This window comes from Kribbella sp. HUAS MG21, assembly GCF_040254265.1.
Taxonomy (GTDB): Bacteria; Actinomycetota; Actinomycetes; order Propionibacteriales; family Kribbellaceae; genus Kribbella.
The window spans coordinates 3,331,052-3,352,557 of the sequence record NZ_CP158165.1 but is presented as its reverse complement, the minus strand read 5'-3'; the positions used below and the strand labels follow the sequence as shown (position 1 = coordinate 3,352,557).

The window sequence follows — 21,506 nt, the reverse complement described above, 5'->3', positions numbered from 1 at the left end:
CCCTGACTCGTTCTTTCGGTTGGTACGCCGAGGGGCGCCGAACCCTAGGCTGGAGCCGTGGACACTGTCCGGCGCTCCATCTGGCACGAGCCGCGGCCTGCTGACGCCCCGCCCATCGGTCGTTTCGACTGGCTGCTGGTGGGCGTGTTCGCGGCCGCCGCCTTGGCCGAGGGCATCGCCCGGCCGGGCTTGGCCTGGCGGCCCCTTGTGATGGTGCTCGCATTGGCGCTGATACCTGCCCTGCTCTGGCGGCGGAGCCGCCCCCTGGTGGCCGCCCTGGTCGGATGGGGCGTCGCCGGGCTGCTCTCGGTCTTCCAGTTGACTGCGCAGGCCGCGGACCTCGGCCTCTACTCCATGCTGGCCGTCCTGATCCTGCTCTACTCCCTGGTGCGGTGGGGCTCGGGACGGGAGATCGTCCTGGGGATCGCGTTCGTGACGGTTGTCGTCGCGCTGGGGATGTATGCCTCCTCCCCGGGCTGGGCCGACGCTTTCGGCGGGAGCGTCCTCTTGCTGTTGTTCGTCGCCCTCGCGGCGGTGTTCCGCTACCGCGCGGACCTTTGGCATCGCCAACAGCGCGAGATCCGCAATCAGGAGCGGGTGGCGCTCGCTCGCGACCTGCACGACACCGTGGCCCACCACGTCTCGGCCATCGCGGTGCAGGCGCAGGCCGGTCGCGTGGTGGCCGGCATCCAGCCTGAGAAGGCTGCCGAGGTCCTGGCCGCGATCGAGTCCGAAGCGTCCCGAACCCTGGCGGAGATGAGATCTGTGGTGCGAGTACTGCGTGACGAGGAAGCCGTCGCCTACTCACCGCAGCTGGGTGTCGCGGACCTGCCAGCTCTGGCGCGCGCCAACGCGACGCCCACCGTCGAGGTCTCGCTGGACGGTTCGTTGACCCGGCTGGCACGCCCCGTGGACGCCGCGCTCTACCGGCTCGCGCAGGAGTCGCTGACCAACGCCGTACGGCACGCCCGGAGCGCGACCCGCGTCGGGATCGACGTACGCCGGGAGGGCGACGCCGTCAGGCTGCGTGTCAGCGACGACGGACGGACCGAGCCGGGGCCGGCGCCCGAGCCTGGGTTCGGCCTGCAGGGTATGGCCGAACGCGCCCAGCTCCTCGGCGGATCGCTCTCCGCGGGGCCGGGGCCCGAGGGCGGCTGGGTGGTCGAGGCCGTGCTGCCGGTGGAGGCGCGGGCATGAGCATCCGCGTCGTCGTGGCCGACGACCAGGACCTGGTCCGGACCGGACTCGTCATGATCCTCGGCGCGCAACCCGGCATCGAGGTCGTAGGGGAGGCAGCAGACGGGCGCGCGGCGCTCGACCTGGCGACCCGCCTGCGTCCCGATGTCCTCCTCGCCGACATCCGGATGCCTGGGCTCGACGGCATCGAAGTGACCCGGCGGCTGGCCGGGGAGGGCGTCGCCGACCCGATGGCGGTCGTCGTGATCACAACCTTCGACCTCGACGAGTACGTCCTCGGCGCCCTCCGCGCCGGCGCCCGGGGCTTCCTGCTCAAGGACGCCGGGCCGGAGCTCCTCGTACAGGCCATCCACGCGGCGGCCAACGGGGACGCCCTGATCGCCCCCAACGTCACCCGCCGGCTACTGGCGACCTTCGCCGGCCAGGCGCCGGCCGTACCGGTCCAGCCCATCGACCCGCTCACCGACCGCGAGGAGGAGGTCCTCGCACTGGTGGCACGAGGCCGCACCAACGCCGAGATAGCCACCGAACTCTTCGTCGGCCTGAGCACCGTCAAGACCCACGTAGCCTCCCTGATGACCAAACTCGGAGCCCGCAACCGAGTCGAAATCGCACTGTGGGCCTACGACACCAGACGCGTGAGAGCCGATTAACGGGGCACGGATCGCAGCGCCGGCCCGGTTCGATCGCGCAGCCAACCGCAGCACCACCCCTACCGCTCATCCGTACGAGAACGCGTTAGTCCGCCACCCTGTTGGTGAGCAGGCTCTCGATGGTGTCGGCGAGTTCGGTGGGTGGTCGCCGGCCGTCGAGCTCCACCGTTGCGCCGCGGCGGAGTAGGGGTTCGACGGTTTGGACGTAGTTGGCGATCTCGGCTTGTCGTTCTGGGGTTTTGCCGTAGGGGTTGTTCGTACGGCGGCTCACGCGGTCGATGAGGACCTGCAGTGGCGCGCTGAGCAGGACGATGTGGTCGAAGCGGTCGTAGAAATGGCCCTGGTTCTCGACGGGTGCCGGAGATGATCACGTCGGGGTGGTCGGCCAGGAGCTGGGCCATGCGTGGCTCGTCCCAGGTGGCGTCGGGCAGGACCCAGCCGTCGTAGTCGGTGTCGACGGTGAAGTGGCCACGGCGCCGGAGTTCGTCGAGGACGGTGCTCTTGCCGACACCTGACATCCCAGTCACCAAGATCCGGGCCATGCCCGGGACGCTATCAACAGCCTAGGCGAGTTGCCGTCGTCCGGCTCGTTGACCTCACCCGGGTAGTCATCACTGGCACCACCAACGACCGTCCGTCCGACCAGCACGTCGGCCAAGCCGTCACAACGGGGTGGGTGGGAGCGCACGAAGCGGGCGCGCTGAGGAGCGCAGCGACGAAGGAAGCGCCCGCACAGCACGCTGCGGGGGCAAACCACCTCCACCCGTCACCACCTGCCGCCCGCGTAGCACGCTGTGGGGCGAACCACCTCACACCACGTCTACTCCGGTTCGGTCCACGCGCCGGTCGTGGCGAAGGTTTCCAGGGTGGTGGTGTACGGCGTGATGTCGATGCCGCTGGTGCGTAGCCAGGCGTCGTCGTAGTACGTGTTGCCGTAGCGTTCGCCGCTGTCGCACAGCAGGGTGACGATGCTGCCGCGGGCTCCGGTACGGCGCATCTCGGCGGCCAGGCGGAGTGCGCCCCAGAGGTTGGTGCCGGTGGAGCCGCCGACCAGCCGGCCGGTGACGCGGGAGCAGAACCGCATCGCGGCGATCGACGCGGCGTCGGGGACGGCGATCATCCGGTCGACGACGCCGAGGACGAAGGACGGTTCGACGCGCGGGCGGCCGATGCCTTCGATGCGGGACGGGCGGCCGGTGGAGAACTCCTGGTCGCCGGCCTCGAAGGCGGGGAAGAACGCCGAGTTCTCCGGGTCCACGACCGCGACGGACGTGTCGTACCGCTGGTAGCGCACGTACCGCCCGATCGTGGCCGACGTACCGCCGGTGCCGGCGCCGACCACGATCCAGGTCGGGATCGGGTGCTGCTCCAGGGACAGCTGGCCGAAGATCGACTCGGCGATGTTGTTGTTGCCGCGCCAGTCCGTCGCGCGTTCGGCGTACGTGAACTGGTCCATGTAGTGTCCGCCGGTCTCCTCGGCGAGGCGCTTGGCCTCACCGTAGATCTGGCCGGAGCGCTCGACGAAGTGGCAGCGGCCGCCGTAGAACTCGATCAGCTCGACCTTCTCGGGGCTGGTGGAGGCCGGCATCACCGCGATGAACGGCAGCCCGAGCAGGCGGGCGAAGTACGCCTCGCTGACCGCGGTGGAGCCGCTGGAGGCCTCGATCACCGCGGTGCCCTCGTGGATCCAGCCGTTGCACAGGGCGTACAGGAACAGTGACCGGGCGAGCCGGTGCTTGAGCGAGCCGGTGGGGTGCACGGACTCGTCCTTGAGGTACAGGTCGACCCCCATACCCTCCGGCATCGGGAACACGTGCAGATGCGTGTCCGCGCTCCGGTTGGCGTCGGCGTCCACGATCCGGATCGCCTCGGACACCCACGCGCGCGCCTTCTCGTCCCGCCGGTCGATCTCGCGGCACACCCCGTCAACCTCACTCATGCGGGCCAGGCTAAGACGTACGGGCCGATTTGAGTATTCCTACGCTCGGTGAGCGCCGTACGCCGCCGGAATGATGACAGCTGTGAGCCTGCCGTTGCTGATCGACTTCACGCCCGCCGAGATCGCGGAGATCCTCGCCGTCGTCGTCGGAATCTGCGCGTACGCCGCCCTCCCGGGAGCCGTCGCACTGGCCGTCGCCGGCTACCGCACCGCAACCCGCCACCGGGCCGGTCACGCCCTGGGGTACGGGCTGATCGGCGCGGTCCTGTCCATGCCGCCGGCAGCCGTCGGCGTCTTCTTCCAGATCGGCTGGTGGGCGGCCCCGCTGCTGTCGACGCCAGCCGTCTGCTTCGCCTTGTACGTCGCCCGGACCCGCCCCCAGCCGCCCGTCGAATGGGGATACCGATGACCAGGCTGCCGCTCGGACCCATCGAGTTCTCGCCTGCCGAGGTCGCGGTGATTTTCGCGATCGTCACCGTCGGCGCGATCGTCCTGGCCCTGCCCGCGACCCTCGCCCTCGCCTGGGTCGGCCACCGCCGCGCCACCCAGTACCGGGGCTGGAACGCGCTCTGGTACTGGTTCTGCGGTACGGCGCTCTCGCTGGCGGTGACGGCGCTCGCGACGAGCCAGGGCCTCGGGTGGTGGTCCGTGCCGCTCGGCTGGCTCCCGACCGGGTTGCTCGCGGTGCTGCTGAATCCCCGCAGGACCCCGGATGCGAGCTACTGTCGGAACCCATGACGACCGGGCAGGGGGAACGATGACCGAGAACAGTGATCGGCCGACGCGGCAGCGGGTGACGCTGACCGACATCAGCTCGCGGGCGTGGGAGCACCCCGCGGACCGCGGCGCGCTGGTGGCGCTGCGGCAGTTGAAGGGCTTCGACTACGTCCTGCGGAAGATGTCGGGGCTGATCAACGAGCGGGCGTTCCGGCTGCAGTTCCTGGGCTCCGCGATCCGGGTCGACGAGCGGCAGTTCCCGACCGTGCACCGGCTCTACACCGAGGCCGGCTCCACCCTGGACGTCCGGCAGCTCCCCGAGCTGTACGTCACCAACAGCCCGATCTGGAACGCGGTCACGATCGGCATGGACAAGCCGTTCATCGTGGTCAACAGCGCGATGCTGCAGGGTCTGGACGAGGAGGAGCTGCGGTTCGTCCTCGGGCACGAGCTCGGCCACGCGCAGAGCGGCCACGCCCTGTACCAGTCGCTGCTGCTCTGGCTGATGCGGCTCACCGGCGCGTTCAACTGGATGCCGATCGGCGCGCTGGGCCTGCGCGCGATCATCGCCGCCCTGCACGAGTGGTCCCGCAAGGCCGAGCTGTCCGGCGACCGGGCCGGTCTGCTCGCAGTCCAGGACCCGGCCGTCGCGCTGCGCGTCCAAATGAAGCTCGCGAGCGGCGGTCAGCTCAGCGAGCTCGACACCACCGCGTTCCTGGCGCAGGGGACGGAGTACGAGAGCGCCGGCGACCTGCGCGACAGCGTGCTGAAGCTGCTGCTGCTCGAGGCGCAGTCGCACCCGCTGGCCGTGATCCGGGCGCACGAGCTGCGCCGCTGGGTCGACGAGGGCGAGTACACGACGATCGTCTCCGGCGACTACCCGCGACGCCAGGACGACGCCGACGCGTCGATCTCGCAGGAGGCGAAGAACGCGGCCAAGTCCTACACCGAGGCGTTCAACCGTTCGCAGGACCCGCTGGCCAAGTTCCTCCGCGATCTCGGCGACGGCCTCGGCGGCGTCCGCGACTGGGTGTCGTCGAAGTTCCCGCCGCGAAACTGATTCGCGGTACGGCGCCCCGACCGGGGATCCTGTCCGCGTGATCGACGTACAGGACATCGGCCCGGACGACTGGAAGACCTGGCGTGAGCTGCGGCTCGCGGCTCTGGAAGAGGCGCCGTACGCGTTCGGCTCCCGGCTCGCCGACTGGGTGGACGCCTCGGAGGACCGCTGGCGGGAACGCCTGAGCGCCCCGGGCGCCTACCAAGTCGTGGCCGCGCTCGACGGGACACCGGTCGGCATGGCCGGCGGTTTCCTCGCGGACGAGCCCGGCCTCGCCCACCTCGTGTCGATGTGGGTGGCCCCGGCCGGCCGCGGGCGCGGCGTCGGCGACCGGCTGATGACGGCCGTCGAGGACTGGGCCCGCGGCGCCGGCGCCCACACCCTCGAGCTCTCGGTTGCGGTCGGCAACGACGCGGCCCACGCGCTCTACCTGCGCAGCGGTTTCACCGACGACCGCGAGGTCGAGGAGCCGGCCACCGACGGCGTCCTCGAACGCCTCACGATGATGCGCAAGCAGCTCTGAGACAGGACGAAGGGCCCGCTTCCCCCCTCCCGGGAAGCGGGCCCTTCGCGTACTGCGGGGCGGATCAGCCCATGTGGACGGCGTTCTGGCCGTCGGTGGCCAGGTCCTTGTGCTTGATCGACAGGCCGACCAGCGTGACCACCGCGGCCCCGAGCGCCAGGAAGGCCGACCAGATGAACGCCCGGGTGAACCCGTGCGTCGTGGCGAGCGCCGTGAACTGGCCCTCCAGCTGCTTGAGCTGCTCCGGCGACTGCCCCGACTCGGCCGCCTTCTGCAGACCCGGGGCCAGCTCGGTGAACTTGTCCTTGATCGCGCTCGTGGAGATCGTGCCCAGCAGCGCCAGGCCGACCGCACCGCCGATCTGCTGCACGGTGTTCAGGACGGCGGAACCGACACCCGAGTCCTCCGCCGCCACGCCGCTGACCGCGGTCAGCGTCAGCGGGACGAAGATCAGGCCCATACCGAACGACAGCACCAGGATGTACGGGAGCAGGTCGGTCAGGTACGACGAGTCGACCGCGAGCCGGCTGAACCCGAACATGCCGCCCGCGACCAGCACGCCGCCGGCGCCGGAGATCCAGCGCGGGTCCATCCGCGCCACCAGGGTGGACGCGACCTGCGCCGCCAGCACGATGCCGACGCTGAACGGCAGGAACGCCAGACCGGTCTTGATCGCGCTGTAGCCCATGATCGACTGCACGAAGATGCCCAGGAAGTAGAACATCGAGAACATCGCCGCGCCGACGATCAGCATCACGAAGAAGCTCACGCCGCGGGTCCGGTTCGCGAGGATCCGGAACGGCATCAGCGCGTGCCGCGAGCGGGCCTCGATGACCAGGAAGATCGCCAGCAGCGCCAGGCCGCCGAGGATGAAGGTCAGCGTCCAGCGGTCGCCCCAGCCGTCGGTGGCCGCGTTGGTGAGGCCGTAGACGAGCGAGGTGAGACCGGCGGTCCCGGTGACCGCACCCGGCAGGTCGAACTTGCCGGTCTGGCGCTCCGACTCACCCAGGTAGCGGAAGGCGGCGACCGCCACCAGCAGGCCGATCGGCGTGTTGATGAAGAACGTCCAGCGCCAGTCGGCCTCGGTCAGCGCGCCGCCGAGGATCAGGCCGATCGCGGCGCCGGCGCCGGACATCGCGGCGTACACGGCCATCGCGCGGTTGCGCTCCTTGCCGGCCGGGAACGTCGTGGTGATCAGCGCCAGTGCGTTCGGCGAGGCGGCCGCGGCCGCGACACCCTGCAGGATCCGGCTGGCGAGCAGCACGCTCTCGCTCTGCGCGATACCGCCGACGAACGACGCCAGGCCGAACAGCACGACGCCGAACACGAACACCTTGCGGCGGCCGATGATGTCGCCGATCCGGCCGCCGAGCAGCAGCAGACCGCCGAACGCCAGCGCGTAGGCGTTGACCACCCACGGCAGCGTCGCGTCGCTGAAGCCCAGCTCGTTCTTGATGTGCGGCAACGCGATGTTCACGATGGTGCCGTCCAGCACCACCATCAGCTGCGCCATACAGATCAGCGCGAGCGCGATGCCGAGGTTGCGGTGGCCGTGGGCGTTCGGCTCCTTGGCGGTCCCGGCGTCGACCGGCCGGCCGCCCGGCGGATCGGCGTTGATGACTTCTTCGGACATGTGGAAGTTTCCCCTCTTGGCAGACTGTTGCTGGTCGCGGACCGGCCCCTCACCGGTCAGCTCGCCTGCGACCCCCGCGCCGCAGGCAGGATCACGTTGTCGATCACTCGCAGGATCAGGTCGTCGGTCGGCTCGATGCCGAGGACGAAGGCGTGGTAGATGATCACCGCGGGCAGCGTCGCCGTGATCAGCTGGATGTCGACGTCGGGCGCGAGCTCGCCACGCCGTACGGCGCGCTCGTAGATCTCGGTCACGAGCGCGAGCCGCGGCGCCAGGAACCGGTCCTGGACCGCCTGCTTCAGCTCGGCGTCCCGCTGCAGCGCGGTGAACAGGCCCGCCATCACCGACATCGGCATCTCGTCGGTGAAGCCGCCGTCGCCGCACGACATCGAGATCAGGTCGCCGCGCAGGCTGCCGGTGTCGACGTCCTCCGGGATCGGGCAGCCCTTCGCCCGGCTGATCGCGTCCACGACCAGCTCGGCCTTGGTGGACCAGCGCCGGTAGAGCGTGGCCTTGCTGGCCTTCGCCGCGGTCGCCACCGCGTCCATGGTCAGCCGGTCGTAGCCGAGCTCGGCCACCACCGCGACGGTCGCGTCGAGGATCTCCTCCTCACGCCCGCCTTCGACCCGCGGCCGCTGCCGCACGCCTGCCACATCCACCTTCATCACCCTGAGTAGCTACGAGAACACGGATAGAACGAAACGGTTTCGTTTCATCCACCACGTTACGACTCATGTGAAGGAATGCACAAATGGTTTTCCGAGAAAGTCGGCAGTGGCCTACATCACTCTCCGTACCACTTGGCCACTGGTACGCCGCACCGCGGCAGCGGGACCGCGGACAAGCGACTGGGGACCTCGGACAGCTGGTCAGCTGTCCGAGGTCCCCAGTGGTTGTCCTAGGCGAGGGCTAGTCGTCGTCCTCGGCCGAGCGGGCCTGTTCGAGGCGGGTGGAGATCCTTTCGGCGCGGGTCTCGATCTTGCCGGCGAGCCGCTCCCGGGCGGCGCGCAGGACGAAGATCGACAGGATCGAGGACACCAGCAGCGCGAGCAGCGCGATCGGCCAGATCGTCAGCCAGGTGCGCAGCGCCAGCCACAGCACGCCCAGGCAGACCGCGAACAGGGCCGCGCGCAGCCCCGTGTAGATGCCGAACTCCTTCATGTCACACCCCGGCGTACGAATGCAGGCCGGAGACGATCAGGTTCACCCCGACGAAGTTGAAGATGAACACCAGCCAGCCGACGATCGCGATCGTCGCGGCCCGGCGGCCCCGCCAGCCCGCGGTCGCGCGGGCGTGCAGGTAGGCGGCGTACACCACCCAGGTGACCAGCGACCAGACCTCCTTCGGGTCCCAGCCCCAGTACCGGCCCCAGGCGTACTCCGCCCAGATCGGGCCCGCGACGAGGACGCCGAACGTCCACAGCGGGAACGCGAACGCCAGCACCTTGTACGCCGTACCGTCCATCGCCTCGGCGCTCGGCAGCCGGCGTACGGCGGCCGACATCGTGCCGCCGGCCAGCACCCGGCGCTCGGCGCGGGCCTTCACCAGGTACAGCACCGAGATCAGGCCGCCGACGGTGAACGCGCCACCGGAGATCGCGGCCGCCGCCACGTGGATCACGAGCCAGTAGGAGTGCAGCGCCGGTACGAGCGGACCGGCCGGCGTGTAGAGCGCCAGCGAGGCGAGGCCGAGGACCCCGGCCACGATGAGCGTCACGCCGAGGCCGAGCCACTGGAGCTTGTACCGCTGCACGAAGACGAGGTACACGATCGACACCGCCAGCGACGCGGTGATGGAGAACTCGTACATGTTCCCCCACGGCACCCGCTCCGCGGCCAGCCCGCGCGTCACGACACCGCCGAGGTGCAACACGAATCCCAGCCAGGTCAGCAGCAGCCCGATCCGGCTCGCCGCATCCATCCGCTCGGTCGAAGCGGGCTCCTCAGCGGCAGGTACGTCGGCAGGCGCGTCCGACGTACCACCGGAGACAGCCTCACCGCTCGAGGCAACCAGCACCTCTTGCTTCACGGTCTTCGCGACGGCGGCGCGTCCGAGGGCCCACTCGATCGCGTGCGAGACCATCGCCAGGGCGTAGACGACCGTGGCGGTCGGGATCAGCAGGTTGGAGACTTGCGCGTAGGTCTCCACGCTCATCCGCGTCCTCGCTTCGCTCCGGGCGCGGATGAGGCACATCGGGCGCTGTGCTTGATGATGAGCTCACTCCGTTCGCTCATGGCTGCTCCTCGGTGCTCGAGCTGGCTGGTTTCAAACGTGCGGTGACGGCCTGGATCTCGTCGCCGAGGCCGCGCTCGGGGCCGCGGTCCAGACCGGCGACCTCGACAACGGTACGCCCGTCCTGCTCGCGGACCCGCACCCAGGTACGGCGCGGGTGCACGAACAGCGAGCCCATCAGCCCGAGGATCGCCAGCAGGACGCCCGCGAGCGCGAGGTCGGTGCCCGGCGTGTGGCTGATCTGCAGCTTCACCCAGCGGCTGTACCCGTCGAACGTCAGCGACCCGGCCTTGTCCGGCAGCTGCACGCTCTGCCCGGGCGCGAGCTGGAACCGCCACTTGTCGCCGTCCTTGGTGAACTGCGTCAGCTTCGACTTGTCCAGCTGGTACACCGACTCCGGCTTCCCGGTCTCCGGCTGCGGCCGGCCGTAGTACCCGGTCATCACCAGCGCCGGATTCAGGTCGTCGGGGAACACCGACACCGGGCCGTTGTCGGCGATCACCGCGGTCGGCAGGAAGAAGCCCTCGAACCCTAGTGTCGTCGGTCGCGCGTCCGGCGCCTTGACCACGCCGAACGACGAGAAGTTGCCGTCCTGCGGCAGGAACGGCGCCGGCCCGGAGAACGCGACGCTCCCCTGCCCGTCCTTCACCGTCACGCGCGGCGCGTAGCCGTGCCCCAGCAGGTAGACCGAACTGCCGTCGAGCTTCAGCGGGTGGTTGACCTCGAGCTGGTACGACTTCTCCGGCGCGTCCGGCGTCTCCTGGTAGGTCAGCTGCGCCTTGAACTCGCGCGCCGCGCCCCGCTGCGGGCCGTCCTCCTGGAACTTCGCCTCGAAGTCCTTCACGGTCAGCGAGAACGGCGGCAGGTCGTCGTCACCGCTGAACGCGCGGCCCGGCGTGAAGTCGTCGTACTGCGCGACGGAGTTCGCGAAACCGTTGCCCACGACAACGAGCACGGTGCCGCGGTACCCGAACAGCGAGCCCCACGCGACCCCGACCAGCGCCAGGATCAGCGAGAAGTGGAACAGCAGGTTGCCGGCCTCGCGCAGGTAACCGCGCTCGGCCGCGACCGCGCCGTCGTACGCCTGCACCCGGAAGCGGCGCTTGCGCAGCTCGCGGGTCGCGACCTCGAGGACATCACCTGGCTCGTCGACCTCGAAGCGCTCGTACCCCGGCAGGCGGTTCAGGTTCCGCGGGGGTTTCGGCGGGCGCGCCCGCAGCGCCTTCAGGTACACCGACAGCCGCGGTACGACGCAGCCGATCAGCGAGATGAACAGCAGCAGGTAGATCGCCGAGAACCACGCCGACTTGTAGACGTCGAACAGCCCGAGCTTGTCGTACAGCGGGCCGAGCTTCGGGTGCTCGGTGAGGAAGTCCGACACCTTGATCGGGTCGATCCCGGTCTGCGGGATCAGCGACCCGGGGACCGCGCCGAGCGCGAGCAGGAACAGCAGCACGAGCGCGGTCTTCATCGACGTGAGCTGCCGCCACATCCAGCGCATCCAGCCGACGAACCCCAGCGCCGGCGGCGTCCCCGGCTCCTCGGGCCCGGAGGCGGCGGCGATCCGGTCCTTGACTTCCGTCATCTCAGACCGCCGATCCGAAGTTGGCGACCCACTGCCGCAGGTCCGCGGTCATCGCATCCCACACTCCCGTCAGCAGCAGCAGTCCCACCGCGATCATCAGTACGCCGCCGATCCGGATCACCAGCACCTGGTGCTTGCGCACCCACGCCACCGCGGCCAGCATCCGCCGGAACGCCAGCGCCGCCACGATGAACGGGATCCCCAGCCCCAGGCTGAACACCAAGGCCAGCGTCGCGCCGCGCCCGGTGCTGCCCTCGGTCGTGGCCAGCGTCATCACGGTCCCGAGCGTCGGCCCGATACACGGCGTCCACCCGAACCCGAACAGTACGCCGAGCAGCGGCGCCGCCGCGATCCCGACCGCCGGCACCCGATGCACTCGCATGTCCTTCTGCAGAAACCCGAATCCGCCGAGGAAGACGACCCCCAGTACGACGGTCAGCGCGCCGAGCACCCGGGTGATCGTGGTCTGGTGCTCGATCAGCAGGTCACCGGCCGTGCCGAACAGCACGCCGGTGAGGATGAACACCGCCGAGAACCCCGCGACGAACAACGCCGTACCGGCCAGCATCCGGCCGCGCTTGCTCGAGCCGAGCTCGGCGGCGGACAGGCCGGTGACGTATGACAGGTAGCCCGGCAGCAGCGGGACGACGCACGGCGAGAAGAACGAGATCGCTCCGGCCAGCACCGCGATCGGCAGCGCGACCAGCATCGAACCCGTCATCGAGTCGGCGAACCACTGTCCCATCAGCTTGCGCCTAACCTCATTTTGCCTCAGCCACCATGCCTAGGAGCGTCTGCTTGGTGACCTCACCAACGACACGGCCGGCCACCTTGCCGTTCTTGTCGATCACCAAGGTGGTCGGGATCGCGGCCGGTGAGATCTGGCCGCGGAACCGCAGCAGCGCCTTGCCGTTCGGGTCGTAGATGCTGGGGAACGGGACGCCGAACTCCTTGACGAACTTCCGTGCCGGGGCCTTGTCCAGGTCGCGGGTGTTCAGTCCGATGAACTGCACCGACGGGCCGAGCTCCTTCGACGCCGCGACCAGGTCGGGCGCCTCCTTGCGGCACGGCGGGCACCAGGATCCCCACACGTTCAGTACGACGACCTTGCCGACCTGGTCCGACAGGGTCCAGGTCTTGCCGTCCAGGGTCTCGCCGGTGAGCGCCGGCGCCTGCTCGCGGTCCGCGGCGGCGAAGACCGACACGTTGCCGTTGCCGCTGACGAACCCGGCCTGGCCCTGCCGGTTCTGCGCTGCGTCCTGACCGGACGAGCAGGCGGTGACCGCCAGCAGCAGCCCGGCCACCACGGCAACGGCGCGACGCATCAGGCCCCTCCGACGAACTTCTTCGGGTTCTTCACCGGCAGCAGGTCTTTCGCCGGCTCCGAGTACCCGACGGAGACGATCTGGTCGCCGTGGAAGGTGAACGAGGTAAGGCTGGCGAGGCTGCACTGGCGCTTGCGCGGGTCGTGCGGCAGCCGGCGGCCCTCGATCGCGCACCGGACGATCCAGATCGGCAGCTGGTGCGAGACGATCAGCGCCTCGTGCCCGGCGGCCTTCTGCCGGGCGGTCTCGATCGCGTCCCGCATCCGCCGGACGAGCTGCTGGTACGGCTCACCCCAGGACGGCTTGATCGGGTTCCGCAGCAGCCACCAGGCGCTCGGGTTGCGCAGCGCGCCGTCGCCGACGCCGAACTTCTTGCCCTCGAACAGGTTCGCCGCCTCGATCACCCGCTCGTCGATGTCCGGCGTCAGGCCGAAGACCTTGGCGATCGGCTCCATCGTCTCCTGGGCCCGCTCCAGCGGCGAGCTGACCAGGTGCACGATGTCGCGGCCCTTGACGTGCTCGGCGACCCGCTCGGCCATCTGCCGGCCGAGCTCGGACAGGTGGAAGTCGGGGATCCGGCCGTAGAGCACTCCGGTCGGGTTGTGCACCTCGCCGTGACGCATCAGGTGCACGACCGTCGTTTCGGTCACCGCTGTCCCTTCACTCTCGTACGGCGGCCGCCGCGCGGGCTGCCGGTGCCAGGGCGGACTCGAGCTCGGCCAGCGCGTCGTCGTCGATCGCCGCGCTGACGAACCAGGCCTCGAACGCGCTCGGCGGCAGGTAGACGCCGGCGTCCAGCATGGCATGGAAGAACGCCGTGAACCGGGGCAGCACCTGGGCGTTGGCCCCGGTGAAGTCCCGGATCTCGGCAGGTCCCTCCGAGGACTCCACGAAGAAGACGCTGAAGAGGTTCCCGGCCGCGTTGATGACGTGCGGCACACCTTCCTTGTCCAGCGCGGTCGACACCAGCCGCTGGATGGTGAGCGAGGTCTCGTCGAGCTTGGCGTACACCTCGTCGGTGGCCAGCCGCAGCGTGGTCAGGCCGGCGGTGGTGGCGATCGGGTTCCCGGACAGCGTGCCCGCCTGGTAGACGGAACCCTCGGGCGCCAGATGCGCCATCACGTCGGCGCGCCCGCCGAACGCCGCGGCCGGGAAACCGCCGCCCATCACCTTTCCGAACGTCATCAGGTCAGGCCGTACGCCGTCGACGCCGTACCAGCCGGAACGCGTGATCCGGAAACCCGTCATCACCTCGTCGGAAATGAAGAGTGCACCGTTGTCCGTGCAGGTCCGGGCGAGGAACGCGTTGAAGTCGTCGCGCGGCGGAACGACGCCCATGTTGCCCGGCGACGCCTCAGTGATCACGGCCGCGATCTGGTCGCCGTACTCGGAAAACGCCGCAGTCACCGCGGCCTGGTCGTTGTACGGCAGCACGATGGTGTCCGCCGTGGTCGCCTCGGTGACACCCGGCGTCCCCGGGATGCCCAGCGTCAGGACGCCGGAACCGGCCTGGGCCAGCAGTGCGTCCACATGACCGTGGTAACAACCGGCGAACTTCACGATCTTGGCGCGCCCGGTGAACCCGCGGGCCAGCCGGAGCGCGGACATCGTCGCCTCGGTCCCCGACGACACCAGCCGGACCTTGTCCACCGGGGTCCGCGCGACGATCTCCTCGCCGAGCAGCACCTCGGTCTCGGTCGGCGTGCCGTACGACGTACCGCGGGAGACGGCGGCCTGGACGGCGGCGATCACCTCCGGGTGCGCGTGCCCGAGCAGCAGCGGGCCCCACGAGGAGACCAGGTCGAGGTAGCGGTTGCCGTCGACGTCGGTCATGTGACATCCGTCACCGGAGGCCATGAAGCGCGGCACGCCGCCGACGGCGCGGAACGCGCGGACCGGAGAGTTGACCCCGCCCGGGGTCACGGCGGCGGCCCTGTCGAAGAGCTGGGCGGACTGTTCTGTGTGTGCGGGCCCAAGGTCGGTCACCGGGCCATTCTCCCCGACCGGTCAGCTACCCCGACCGGCAGGGGCACCGATCGGATCCGGGCGAAATTCCGGTCCCGATCGTTCCCCAGGGGTTCACAGGCGCTTTGTTACGGGCCAGTATGGGTACCCGGTGACCGCTCGTACACGGTCTGCGTCCGACGCGTAACCCACGCAACGGGGCGGACGTTAGACCAATGACGACGGCGACCGACAAGACACAAAGACTGTCCGCAGCGTGGGGCCGGGCTGGTCGATGAGTCACGGAGGGGAATCATCGATGGCGAAGGGCAAGCGCCGCGCCACGGGTAGCGGATGGCGTCAGGTGGCGCCGCTGGTTCCGCTGGCGCTGTTCGCGAGCGCGTTCACCGTCAGCGCCACGGACGACCCGGCGATCGCGACCGCGTCGCTGGAGAACGGCCTGTCCGGCAACAACCCGGTCGTCGTACCCAAGCAGCCGATCCGGCAGCCGGCCAACGTGCCGGTGCCCGGCGTCGTCGGCCACGGCGTCGATCCCGGCGAGCAGCCGACCCAGGTGGTCTCGGGCCTGTCCCGGAACGGCATTCCGAACGCCGCGCTGAAGGCGTATTCGCGGGCCCAGCAGGTGCTGGCCCAGGCGGATCCGGGCTGTCACCTGCCGTGGACGCTGGTGGCCGCGATCGGCCGGGTGGAGTCCAACCACGGCCGGTTCGGCGGCAACGTGCTGAACTCGCTGGGCGTCGCGACCCCGGGCATCTACGGCCCGCGGCTGGACGGCTCCTCCGGGACCGCGCGGATCAGCGACAGCGACGCGGGCTCGTTCGACGGCGACGGCGCGTTCGACCGCGCGGTCGGCCCGATGCAGTTCATCCCGGGCACCTGGCGGGTCATGGGTGTGGACGGCGACGGCGACGGCGTCCGGAACCCGCAGGACATCGACGACGCGGCCATGTCGACCGGCGTGTACCTGTGTTCGGGCAAGACCGACCTGACCGACGCCGGCGACCTGAACGCCGCGGTCCTGCGCTACAACCACTCCCAGCAGTACGTCGACCTCGTGGTCAGCATCGCCAAGGCGTACGCCGGCGGCAGCTGGATCGCGGTCGGCAACGGCACCGCGGGCGATGACGTCGACGTGGCCGGCGACCAGCTCGACGACCCGGAGATCGACGCGCCGGCGGACGAGAACCTGCCGCAGGCCGTCGACGCCACCACGCCGCCGCCGACCAAGCCGACCCCGACGCTGACCGACGAGCGCGACACCACGCGCCCGACGGCCAAGCCGACCGCGACCCCGACGGCGACCCCGAGCAGCAGGCCGACCGCGACGCCGACGCAGAAGCCGACGACCTCGAAGCCGACCACGCCGAAGCCGACGGTTCCGACCACGACGACGCCGACCAAGCCCGGGCTCGCCAGCCTGACGACGGCGGTCGGGGTGATCGTCGGCACGGTCGGCAGCACCGTGCAGGAGCTGCAGACCGCCACGACGTACTGTCAGTCCGAGCTGGCGAAGGTGACGATCACCAAGCCGACCCAGACCCAGCTGCAGAAGTGCGTGACGGCCTACCAGACCGGCGGCACGAAGGCTGTCGACCAGGTCATCCGCGGGATCCTGTCCGCCCTGGGACTGCTGGGCGTTCTCGGTGGAGGCGTCCTCGGGAGCTGACCCCAAGACCGGCGCGCCTGCCCCCACCCCTCCCTTGGCGCGCCCCTGGCGACGCCACGGAGCACCTCCCCCCGGCTTCGTGGCGTCGCCCTTTTAACGATCAGTTGTTCCAGGCGCGGTCGATCGTCTGATCGATGCTGTTGCCGAACAGATCGGTCGCGGTCACCCGCACACTCGCGAACGATCCAGCCGGAGCGGCCGGCAGCTGCGCGCGGACGGTGCCGCCGATCCCTCGCAAGGACAACTTCGTCCAGGTCTTCCCGTCGTACGAGATCTCGGCCGTCGTGCGGAAGAACCCGTGGCCGCGCACGCCCGGCTGGTAGCCCGGGGTGAGCTCGAGCCAACCGGCGGTGCGCTTGTAGTCGACCTGGACGAGCGGCAGGACGGCGCGGTTCTTCGACGGCGCCGACCGGAAGTGCCACACGGTGTGCGTCGACGTGGACGTCTTCGCCCAGCTCTTCGGACCGCGCCGCTGGTCCAGCGTCAAGTCGTACCAGGCGGCCCGCGCCGGCACCGCGAACTGCGCGACCGACCAGGTCTTGCTGCCCAGTTCGACGCCGTTGCTGCTCAGCTTCATGCTGGTCACGTCGCCGCGGTCGGCCCAGCCGAACACGGTCCGGTCGCCGCTCACGTACTGCGGAATCGCGATCCGCAGCGCGTTCTCGAACCGCGCCGGCGGCCAGCCCTGCGCCACGTCACCCGGCGATTCCGACAACCCGGGTACGGCGGGACGCATCAGCGGCTGCCACCACTCGCGGGCGACCTGCTCCCCCGGGCGGTACGTCCTGCTGATCGTGGACTCGAAGCCGGTCTCGTTCCACTCCCCCGCGGCCGTCTTCTCGTCCCAGGCGACGCCCTTGACGTCACTGACCAGGTAGTCGGTCCGCTTGACCGCACCGGCCACGAGCCGCGACGCCGAGAGCCCGGTGCCGATCCCCGGCAGGTACGCGACCCGCTGGTCCCGGTGCAGCCAGAACGCGTCGTTGCGCTGGAAGTCGGTGGTCACCACGGCCGGGCGCATCTTCGCGATGTCGTACGTCAGTCCGCCCTTCACCACCGAGGGTCCGAGCGCGACGTCGTACCGGTAGGTGCTGTCGAGCAGACCGTTCAGCTGCAGCGACACCGGGCCCTTGGCCAGGGCGTCGAGCAACTGTCTTCCTTGCGCGTACTGCAGCAGGTACAGCGGGACGCCCTGCTCGGTTCCGGTCGACCAGAAACCGGGTTCCTGATTGTAGAGGAACACGATTTTCGCGCCGGCGTCCTTCGCCGCCTTGACCTGTGCGGTGGTCTCGCTGAAGCCGCCCCAGCGGATCAGCGTGGCGGTGCCCTTGGCGCCGGTCAGCTCGGCCGCGGTGCCGTCGCCGCCGTTGTACAGCGGGAGCTTCTCGTTCCCGACGTACACGGTCCGTTGTGAACCCTCGCGCGGCGTGGGCAGCCGGACGCCGTTCGCGTCCACGGTCAGCTTCGGCTGCGCGAGGTCCCAGCGCTGCACGACCTGGAAGGTGCCGTTGGCAACCTTTTCGAAGTCCTGCACGTAGACGCCGTTCGCGACGGTGCCGTTGTAGGCCCAGCCGGACACCGCGTTCCGGTCGCCGACCTTGCGGTGCCAGGCGATCCCGATGCTCTGCGCGTCGGCCGGTCGCGGCGTCGTGATCGTCACCTTGTGCGCGGTGCGGGCGTCGAACGTGAACGTGCGGTCGGTGCCGATCCATTCGTCCGGGTCGCCGAGCAGGGTGACCGAGTTCGCCCAGTCCGCCTCGTCGCCGCCGACGGCGTACGCCATCACGCTGTAGCGGCCGTCCGGTACGTCGAGCGTCCGGCTGCCGGTGTCGTCGAACGCGATCGCCCGGACGTCGCCGGTGTCCTGGTTCCACAGCTGCACGCCGCTGGCGCCGGCCTTGGTGGTGGCGGGCTGCCCGTCGCGGCCGATCGCCTTCACGGTGACCTGGTTCAGCCGGCCGGCAGCCGTGAACCCGAGCCCGGTCCGGTACGAGACGCTGCCGGCGCGGGCCGTCAGTACGCCGCTGTAGTTGGCCGGACGGGTCTTCGCCCGGTCGAGCGTCACGGTCGCGGACGCCGTACCGCCGGCCGGGATCGTCAGCCGCGCCGGGCTCACCGTGAGCGCGGCCTGCACCTTCGCGGGCGACTGCGCGCCGACCGACAGCGTCAGGGTCACCGGACGGTTCGAGGTGTTGCGGTAGGCAACCACCTTGCTGACCGGAGCCGGCGCGGCGGGCCCGGTCCAGGACAGGTCACCGAAGAACACGTTTGCCGTGTCCGGGACGACCTGCGGGTCGAGGGCCTTCGGGATGTCGATCCGGCCGAGGCCCTGCTGGTCGGTGCGGGCGTCCGCGGACGGGACGGCCGTCGACGCCAGCGCGGCCTTCAGCTGCGGGCCGGTCCAGTCCGGGTGCCGTTGCGCGAGGATCGCGGCGGCACCGGCAACGTGCGGCGTGGCCATCGACGTACCGCTCATTGCGATGTAGTGCTCGTCGAGGACGCGGCCCTGCTCGGTGCTGGCGGCGCGGGCGGCGGCGATGTCCACCCCCGGAGCGGTCACCTCGGGCTTCAGCGCGCCGTCACCGAGCCGCGGGCCGCGGCTGGAGAAACCCGCCAGGCTGCCGTCCCGGTCGATCGCGCCGACGGTCAGCGCCTCGGCCGCGGTCCCCGGAGATCCAACGGTTTCCTCGGCGCCGGAATTGCCGGCCGCGATCACGAACAGCGCGCCACTGGACTTCGACAGCCTGTCGACCGCCTGGCTCATCGGGTCGGTGCCATCGGACGGCCAGCCGCCGAGGCTCATGCTGACCACCTTCGCGCCCTGCTGGACGGCCCACTCCATCCCGGCGATCGCCTCGGAGTCGAGTCCGCCGCCGGAGTTGTCGAGCACCTTGCCGATCAGCAGCTCGGCACCCGGCGCCACCCCCTTGCGCCGGCCGTCGGACGCCGTACCGAGGCCGGCGACCGTGGACGCGGTGTGCGTGCCGTGGCCGTGCAGGTCCTGGACGGCCTCGCCGGGGATGAAGCTCTCGGACGCGACGACCTGCTTCGCGAGGTCCGGGTGCGCGGCGTCGTACCCGGTGTCGAGGACGGCGACCTTGACCCCGCGGCCGTCGTACCCCTGCCGCCAGGCGGTCGGGGCGCCGATCTGCTGCGTGGACCGGTCGAGGGTGGCGCGGGTGCGGCCGTCCAGCCAGATCTTCGTGACCTGGCCGGTCTTGAAGGTCGTCGGGCCGCTGATGCCTTCCCAGAACGTCTTCGCGTCGGACTTCTGCACGCTGACCGCGGTGCTCCCGACGCTGGCGAGCGTACGGCGGTACGTCGCGGCGGCCGGCGTACTCGGCGCGCTGCGGAGGGTCGCCGGCGCCGTGAGGAGAAGGGGCAGGCGGTCGGAGCTCGCGTCGTCGTACCCCTGCTCCGCCAGGTCGGTCAGGTTGAAGAGGCGCTTGTCGAGGCGGCCCGCGGACAGCAGCGGGTACGCGTCGGCCGGGACCAGGGTGAGGTCGCCGTCGAACGTGCCGAAGTAGTACGGCTCGTCGCCGAGCAGCCGGGCCGAGACCTGGCCGTTCGAGCTCGTGGTGAGCTCGGCGACGTCGCCGGTGACGAGCGTGATCCGCTTGCTGCCGGCACCGGGGGTCGGATCCGCCGCGGCGGGGCCCGCCGGACCGGGCTGGTCCGGCGGTCCGGCATTCGCCGCGGTGGCCGTCAGCAGGGAACCGGCGACCACCGCGGCGAGCAGGCCGGCCGCGGACCGGGACAATCGAGACATCACAGGGGGAACCTCCCGACGCCCCGACCCACGCGAGGCCGTCGTTGCGACCCTGGCAGTTGCCCTCGGCCCCGGTCCACCGGTCCGCCTGACGTACATCCGCCATGACCGGTTCTGGTCACCCCTGGGACAACCCTCCACCTCGAGGGGCATCCCCGCAACTGGAGGGTTGCCCCCTCAGAATTTCAGGGGGCAACCCTCCAGCTCGGTGGGCAACGTCAGGCGAAACGCTTCGCGATCTGCTCCACCCGGTCCAGCAGGTCGAGGTCGTAGGCGACGCCGGGGACGTAGAAGATCACGTAGTCGGCGCCGGCCTCGAGGACCGCCTCGACCCGGTCGGCGATCTCGTCCTCGGTGCCGATGATGTTGTCGCGGTCGAAGTGGTCGCGCTTGATCGGGCCCTTGGCGCGCTCGGTCGCCTTCTGCGGGTCGTCGCCCTTGTCGATCGGGAACACGTTGAAGTTCGTCGACTTGATGATCTCGTCGTAGTCCCGGCCGAGCTTCTGGCAGTGCCCGCGGAGGATGTCGGCCTTCTCCTTGAACAGCTCCGGCTTGCCGCCGCCGATGTTCGCGGCGTCGGCGTACTGCGCCACCAGCTTCAGCGTCACCTTCGGGCCGCCGCCGCCGATCCAGAAGCTCGGGTGCGGCTTGCGGACGCCCTTCGGCTCGTTGATCGGGGCATCGATCGAGTAGTACTTGCCGTTGTAGACCGGCTTGTCCTCGGTCCACATCTTGTAGATGATCTCGGTCGCCTCGCGGAACGCGGCCATCCGCTCCGGCACCTCGGTCCACTCGTAGCCGTACGCCTTCCACTCGTGCTCGTACCAGCCCGCGCCGATCCCGGCGTACAGGCGGCCGTGGCTGGCGACGTCGACGGTGGACGCGATCTTGGCGTACAGCGACGGGTTGCGGTAGCCGTTGCAGCCGACCATCTGGCCGATGTTCACCCGCTTGGTGTCCCGGGCCAGCGCCGCGGTCGCGCTCCAGCACTCGAAGGTGGTGTTGTCACTCGGCTCCGGCACCGTGTGGAAGTGGTCGAACAGCCAGATCGAGTCCCACGACTGCTCGTCGGCCCGCTGGGCGACCGCCGTCATCGCCTCCCACTGCTCGATCGGATCGGCGATCTGCGCGAGATCCATTTTCCAGCCCTGCGGTACGAAGACCCCGAAACGTGTAGTCATGCTGCCATCCTTTCCGCCGGACGGCGCTCCGGTCCATGAATACGAGTACTGAATTCGTTC

General features: G+C 70.1%; 20 protein-coding genes. 7 read left to right on the top strand and 13 right to left on the bottom strand.

Annotated features, from left to right (window positions below):
• Positions 1-57 precede the first annotated feature (57 nt).
• Together ABN611_RS16400 and ABN611_RS16395 are read left to right on the top strand one after the other, a co-directional pair.
• Positions 58-1,197 carry a histidine kinase gene (locus tag ABN611_RS16400; RefSeq protein WP_350280742.1) on the top strand — a complete coding sequence of 380 codons (1,140 nt, stop codon included), beginning with the start codon at positions 58-60 and terminating at the stop codon, positions 1,195-1,197.
• Positions 1,194-1,850, top strand: coding sequence for a response regulator transcription factor (locus tag ABN611_RS16395; RefSeq protein ID WP_350280741.1), 657 nt, complete (start codon positions 1,194-1,196; stop codon positions 1,848-1,850). The genes ABN611_RS16400 and ABN611_RS16395 overlap by 4 nt, the downstream gene beginning before the upstream one ends.
• Before the next feature lie 85 nt (positions 1,851-1,935).
• On the opposite strand, the gene ABN611_RS16390 is transcribed toward ABN611_RS16395, so the two are convergent.
• Both ABN611_RS16390 and ABN611_RS16385 read right to left on the bottom strand, forming a co-directional pair.
• Complete coding sequence (locus ABN611_RS16390; RefSeq protein WP_350280740.1) at positions 1,936-2,121, bottom strand: hypothetical protein; 186 nt, start codon at positions 2,119-2,121, stop codon at positions 1,936-1,938.
• A 549-nt stretch (positions 2,122-2,670) separates the two neighbouring features.
• Positions 2,671-3,789 (bottom strand): PLP-dependent cysteine synthase family protein, encoded by a 1,119-nt coding sequence (locus tag ABN611_RS16385; RefSeq protein WP_350280739.1) that lies wholly within the window; start codon positions 3,787-3,789, stop codon positions 2,671-2,673.
• A gap of 70 nt (positions 3,790-3,859) precedes the next feature.
• On the opposite strand from ABN611_RS16385, the gene ABN611_RS16380 reads away from it, so the two are divergent.
• The 4 genes from ABN611_RS16380 to ABN611_RS16365 are packed head-to-tail and all read left to right on the top strand — an operon-like array spanning position 3,860 to position 6,089.
• A complete protein-coding gene (locus ABN611_RS16380) occupies positions 3,860-4,198 on the top strand; it encodes a hypothetical protein (RefSeq protein ID WP_350280738.1) in 339 nt (112 codons plus the stop codon).
• Positions 4,195-4,527 carry a hypothetical protein gene (locus tag ABN611_RS16375; protein ID WP_350280737.1) on the top strand — a complete coding sequence of 111 codons (333 nt, stop codon included), beginning with the start codon at positions 4,195-4,197 and terminating at the stop codon, positions 4,525-4,527. Before ABN611_RS16380 ends, ABN611_RS16375 begins: the two co-directional genes overlap by 4 nt.
• Positions 4,528-4,546: 19 nt before the next feature.
• Positions 4,547-5,566: a M48 family metallopeptidase gene (locus tag ABN611_RS16370; protein ID WP_350280736.1), complete on the top strand. Its 1,020-nt coding sequence runs from the start codon at positions 4,547-4,549 to the stop codon at positions 5,564-5,566.
• A 37-nt stretch (positions 5,567-5,603) separates the two neighbouring features.
• Positions 5,604-6,089 (top strand): GNAT family N-acetyltransferase, encoded by a 486-nt coding sequence (locus ABN611_RS16365; protein ID WP_350280735.1) that lies wholly within the window; start codon positions 5,604-5,606, stop codon positions 6,087-6,089.
• A 64-nt stretch (positions 6,090-6,153) separates the two neighbouring features.
• On the opposite strand, the gene ABN611_RS16360 is transcribed toward ABN611_RS16365, so the two are convergent.
• The 9 genes from ABN611_RS16360 to hemL all read right to left on the bottom strand — a co-directional run bounded on the left by ABN611_RS16360 (position 6,154) and on the right by hemL (position 14,851).
• Positions 6,154-7,722, bottom strand: coding sequence for an MFS transporter (locus ABN611_RS16360; protein ID WP_350280734.1), 1,569 nt, complete (start codon positions 7,720-7,722; stop codon positions 6,154-6,156).
• Positions 7,723-7,778: 56 nt separating this feature from the next.
• Positions 7,779-8,387 carry a TetR-like C-terminal domain-containing protein gene (locus ABN611_RS16355; RefSeq protein ID WP_350280733.1) on the bottom strand — a complete coding sequence of 203 codons (609 nt, stop codon included), beginning with the start codon at positions 8,385-8,387 and terminating at the stop codon, positions 7,779-7,781.
• A 244-nt stretch (positions 8,388-8,631) separates the two neighbouring features.
• The gene (locus ABN611_RS16350) at positions 8,632-8,883 is read right to left on the bottom strand and encodes a DUF4229 domain-containing protein (RefSeq protein WP_350280732.1); all 252 of its coding nucleotides are present in this window, start codon (positions 8,881-8,883) and stop codon (positions 8,632-8,634) included.
• Position 8,884: 1 nt separating this feature from the next.
• Positions 8,885-9,877: a c-type cytochrome biogenesis protein CcsB gene (ccsB, locus tag ABN611_RS16345; protein ID WP_350280731.1), complete on the bottom strand. Its 993-nt coding sequence runs from the start codon at positions 9,875-9,877 to the stop codon at positions 8,885-8,887.
• 76 nt (positions 9,878-9,953) lie between these two features.
• Entirely contained in the window at positions 9,954-11,540 is a 1,587-nt protein-coding gene (locus ABN611_RS16340) for a cytochrome c biogenesis protein ResB (RefSeq protein ID WP_350280730.1), read from the bottom strand.
• A 1-nt stretch (position 11,541) separates the two neighbouring features.
• Positions 11,542-12,285, bottom strand: a complete 744-nt coding sequence (locus ABN611_RS16335) for a cytochrome c biogenesis protein CcdA (protein WP_350280729.1) — start codon at positions 12,283-12,285, stop codon at positions 11,542-11,544.
• A gap of 16 nt (positions 12,286-12,301) precedes the next feature.
• Entirely contained in the window at positions 12,302-12,865 is a 564-nt protein-coding gene (locus ABN611_RS16330) for a TlpA disulfide reductase family protein (protein ID WP_350280728.1), read from the bottom strand.
• On the bottom strand, positions 12,865-13,488 hold the full coding sequence (locus tag ABN611_RS16325) for a histidine phosphatase family protein (RefSeq protein WP_350281648.1): 624 nt from the start codon (positions 13,486-13,488) through the stop codon (positions 12,865-12,867). Before ABN611_RS16325 ends, ABN611_RS16330 begins: the two co-directional genes overlap by 1 nt.
• Before the next feature lie 37 nt (positions 13,489-13,525).
• Positions 13,526-14,851, bottom strand: coding sequence for a glutamate-1-semialdehyde 2,1-aminomutase (hemL, locus tag ABN611_RS16320; RefSeq protein WP_350280727.1), 1,326 nt, complete (start codon positions 14,849-14,851; stop codon positions 13,526-13,528).
• 277 nt (positions 14,852-15,128) lie between these two features.
• On the opposite strand from hemL, the gene ABN611_RS16315 reads away from it, so the two are divergent.
• Positions 15,129-16,496, top strand: a complete 1,368-nt coding sequence (locus ABN611_RS16315) for a lytic murein transglycosylase (protein WP_350280726.1) — start codon at positions 15,129-15,131, stop codon at positions 16,494-16,496.
• A 100-nt stretch (positions 16,497-16,596) separates the two neighbouring features.
• Here ABN611_RS16315 and ABN611_RS16310 read toward each other — a convergent pair whose 3' ends face one another.
• A complete protein-coding gene (locus ABN611_RS16310) occupies positions 16,597-20,265 on the bottom strand; it encodes a S8 family serine peptidase (RefSeq protein WP_350280725.1) in 3,669 nt (1,222 codons plus the stop codon).
• A gap of 218 nt (positions 20,266-20,483) precedes the next feature.
• A complete protein-coding gene (locus tag ABN611_RS16305; RefSeq protein WP_350280724.1) occupies positions 20,484-21,446 on the bottom strand; it encodes an LLM class F420-dependent oxidoreductase in 963 nt (320 codons plus the stop codon).
• Positions 21,447-21,506: the final 60 nt, after the last annotated feature.